This window comes from Mycobacterium colombiense (genome assembly GCF_001953985.1).
GTDB lineage: Bacteria > Actinomycetota > Actinomycetes > Mycobacteriales > Mycobacteriaceae > Mycobacterium > Mycobacterium colombiense_B.
In genome coordinates this window covers 1-1,146 of the sequence record NZ_MBEI01000005.1, presented here as the reverse complement: position 1 = coordinate 1,146, position 1,146 = coordinate 1, and the positions used below count along the sequence as shown (strand labels likewise).

The window sequence follows — 1,146 nt, the reverse complement described above, 5'->3', positions numbered from 1 at the left end:
ATATGGTGCATCACGGCCACCAGCACATGCTCGTCCGCGCCAACACGGAAAAGCCTTGCCCGCAACGGGATCTCGGTCGCCAAGTCGAACGAGTGATGCACCACCGCGCCGATCGCCTCACCCAGCCGGCTCTCCGGCCACTCGGTGGCATCGACAACCTGCCAACCGAGATCGACACCCTCGGCCGGGATTACGACCTGCTGGGGTATCCCCTCGACCGCCGGGAACACGGTGCGCAGGCTTTCTTGGCGGGCCACCACATCGGCCAGCGCCGCCCCCAACGCCTCGGCATCCAAGCGCCCACTCAACCGCAGCGCCGCCGCCATGTTGTAGATCGGTGACGGCCCGAGCAACTGGTCGATAAACCACAACCGCTGCTGCGCAAACGACAACGGCACCACCGCCGGCCGCTCCACGGCCACCAACGGCTCCCGCCGACCGCCTTCAGCACCGATGCGCAGCGCCAACTGAGCCACCGTGGGCGCCTCGAACACGGTGCGCACCGAAAGGTCGGCATCCAGACCGGTCTCGACCTTGGCGATCAGACGCATCGCCAACAGCGAGTCCCCACCCAGATCGAAGAAGGACTCGTCGACCCCGACCCGCTCGAGCCCCAGTACCTCGGCGAACATTCCCGCCAGGATCTCCTCGACCGGGCCGGCCGCGGCGCGATAACCGGCATTCTGATACCCCGGCGCCGGCAGGGCACGGGTGTCGAGTTTGCCGTTGGGGGTCAGCGGCAACGCGTCGATCACCACCACCGCGGCCGGGACCATGTAGTCCGGTAGCCGCTCGGCCAGCCGAATGCGGACTTCGGCCGGATCCGCGGTTCCGGTGACATAGCCGACCAGGCGCTTATCGCCGGGGCGGTCCTCACGGGCGATCACCACCGCCTGCTCCACGCCATCCAATTCGGCCAGGGCCGCGCGCACTTCCCCGAGCTCGATGCGATAGCCGCGGATCTTGACCTGCTCATCAGCACGACCCATATACCGCAGCTGCCCATCGGTACCCCAGCGCACCAAATCCCCTGTGCGATACATCCGTTGGCCCGGCGCTCCCGCCTCGTACTGCGCGAATGGGCAGGCCACGAACCGCGACGCGGTCAACCCGGTCCGGCCCACATAGCCAACCCCGACCCCGCGA

1 protein-coding gene is annotated in these 1,146 nt (G+C 67.8%); it reads right to left on the bottom strand.

The window, feature by feature from the left end; genetic code table 11:
- A partial coding sequence (locus tag A5732_RS01055) for a condensation domain-containing protein (protein WP_142256524.1) occupies positions 1 to 1,146 on the bottom strand: 1,146 nt, incomplete at both ends.